Origin of the sequence: uncultured Bacteroides sp., from assembly GCF_902491285.1 — a bacterium.
Lineage (GTDB): Bacteria > Bacteroidota > Bacteroidia > Bacteroidales > Bacteroidaceae > Bacteroides.
Window position 1 is genome coordinate 1 of the sequence record NZ_CABUHK010000174.1, and the last position, 2,411, is coordinate 2,411.

Annotated in this window: 2 protein-coding genes and 1 tRNA gene; all 3 read right to left on the minus strand. The window is 46.9% G+C overall.

Annotation, left to right across the window (positions count from 1 at the left end):
- Positions 1 to 186: 186 nt before the first annotated feature.
- Positions 187 to 262: transfer RNA gene (locus RDN93_RS21940), tRNA-His, on the minus strand.
- Between the two features lie 64 nt (positions 263 to 326).
- Positions 327 to 1,481, minus strand: a complete 1,155-nt coding sequence (locus RDN93_RS21945; RefSeq protein ID WP_308747427.1) for a CapA family protein — start codon at positions 1,479 to 1,481, stop codon at positions 327 to 329.
- Entirely contained in the window at positions 1,478 to 2,359 is an 882-nt protein-coding gene (gene folD / locus RDN93_RS21950) for a bifunctional methylenetetrahydrofolate dehydrogenase/methenyltetrahydrofolate cyclohydrolase FolD (protein WP_308747428.1), read from the minus strand. Before folD ends, RDN93_RS21945 begins: the two co-directional genes overlap by 4 nt.
- Positions 2,360 to 2,411 lie beyond the last annotated feature (52 nt).

Genomic DNA, 2,411 nt, shown 5'->3' on the forward strand with positions numbered 1-2,411 from the left:
GGAGTAGTGGATATGAGCTTCTTCCTTTTTAGGCTAGCAAAGGTATATGCATGAACGGAATTAACAAAACTTAATCCCCCAAGAATTACAACTGAGCCCTGATTAAGCCTAAATTGTGGGATAGAAGTACTATCCTATCATAAAGAAGAAACCCTCATAAGTACTTAACTTACAAGGGTCTTTGTTGGGTGGAAGACCGGACTCGAACCGGCGACATTCAGAACCACAATCTGACGCTCTAACCAACTGAACTACATCCACCATGTCTGCGTTTCTCTAACGCGGTGCAAAGATAGATATTATCTTCTAATCTCCAAAAGATTCTGCTATTTTTTTTCGAAAAAAGTATATTCTTTTATTCCCCGATTGTGCTTGCTGAAAAGGGTTCGCGCATCATTCGTAAAGATTTTCAGAGAGTTACGTGCTTGTAAAGGAATTGAATCAGCCGGAAGGTTGACGGGGAGTAATTGATGATTTTTTTTCCCCGATTGCATCGGGCGGGCTGTCCATACCAGACTGTACTCGCAATTGTTGAGACGAGTGGTACTATCTTTTACCAGTTCCATCCTTACCATAAGTCCACCGTCCGTGCGGCGGGCGGACATATTGGAAATATAATTTCCCAATGAATAGACGACAAGATGCTTGTCGTTTGTCAGACTGTCCGTGCGGACTTCGATAGGTTGTACGACGTGCGGATGCGAACCGATTACGTGGTTGACGCCTTTTCGGAGCAGCCAATCAGCGAGGAACTTTTGTTCTTTGTCCGGCAAGGATTGATATTCTATCCCCCAATGCATGCAGGCGATGATTGCGTCCGGTTTCAGGGCTTTGCCGGCTTCTATATCTTTTGCGATAATCGTTGTGTCGATATAGTTCACGATGTTGGGCGGGGTAACAGGAATTCCGTTTGTACCATATGTGTAATTGAGCAGAGCGATGCGGAATCCGTTTTTCTCCAATAGGAGAGGATACTGTTTTTCACGTGCTTCGGAGTTGACATACGTTCCGGCATGAGGAATCCTCAATGTGTCGATTAGTTGGATGGTACGTTCCAATCCGGCTCTGCCACGGTCGAGACTGTGGTTGTTGGCAGTCACGAGGACGTTGAATCCGGCATCATGAATCGCGGTCAGAAACTCATCCGGCGCACTGAAAGCCGGATAACCTTTATAGGGCTTTCCACCCAATGTAACTTCCAGGTTGGCGATGGCGAGATCGGCTCTGCCTATTTCTTCCTTGACATATTCAAAACAAGTGGAATAATCATAGCCTTTTACAGTTCGTGCGGCATTAATTTGTCCTTGATGTTGCATCAAGTCTCCTACGAAAAGGAGCCGGAGCGTATCGGCTGGTATAATACTGTCAACTGCGGAGAGGCTGTCTGTTGAGGCATTATTAATAGAATCTCTCCTTGCCTGCGACCGTGAGGTGCAGGACAGGGAGAGAAGCGTGATTATCAGAAACAATGTGTGTCTCATTGATAAATGGCTTTCTTGCCGGCTAGGAGTGTATTTTTCATTAGTGATACAATCGTCATCGGACCGACACCGCCCGGTACGGGAGTGATGTATGAGCACTTCGGAGCCACTTCATCAAACTTCACGTCACCGGTCAGTTTGAATCCGGATTTCTTCGTTGCGTCCGGTACGCGGGTAGTACCTACGTCGATAACTACTGCGCCTTCTTTTACCATTTCAGCTTTCACAAAGTTGGGCTGTCCCAAAGCGGCGATAATGATATCGGCTTCCTGACATTCTTTTACCAGGTCTTTGCTGCGGCTGTGGCATACGGTTACGGTGGCATCACCCGGATAAGCCTTTTGCATCATTAATGCAGCCATCGGTTTGCCGACTATGTTGCTGCGTCCGAGTACGACGCACTTCTTGCCTGAAGTTTCTATCTCGTAGCGTTTCAGCAGTTCGAGGATACCGTTGGGAGTGGCCGACACATAGCAGGGAAGCCCGATGGACATACGCCCTACGTTTATCGGATGGAAACCGTCTACATCTTTACGGTAATCGATTGTCTCAATTACTTTCTGTTCAGAGATATGTTTCGGTAACGGGAGTTGCACGATGAAGCCGTCCACATCGCTGTCTTCATTCAATTCGCGTACTTTGGCTAGCAGCTCTTCCTCGGTCACGGCACTTTCGTAACGGATAAGTGAGGATTTGAATCCGCAAACTTCGCAGGCTTTTACTTTCGCAGCTACATATGTTTCGCTGCCTCCATCGTGTCCCACAAGGATGGCCGCCAGATGCGGACGTTTTCCGCCACGAGCCACTATTTCGGCCACTTCGGCCGCAATCTCTTGTTTCACTTGTTCGGAAATGGCTTTTCCGTCTATCAGAGTCATATTTTCAGAGTATTTATTGGTGATGGGCAAAAGTAAAATAAATAACTGAACT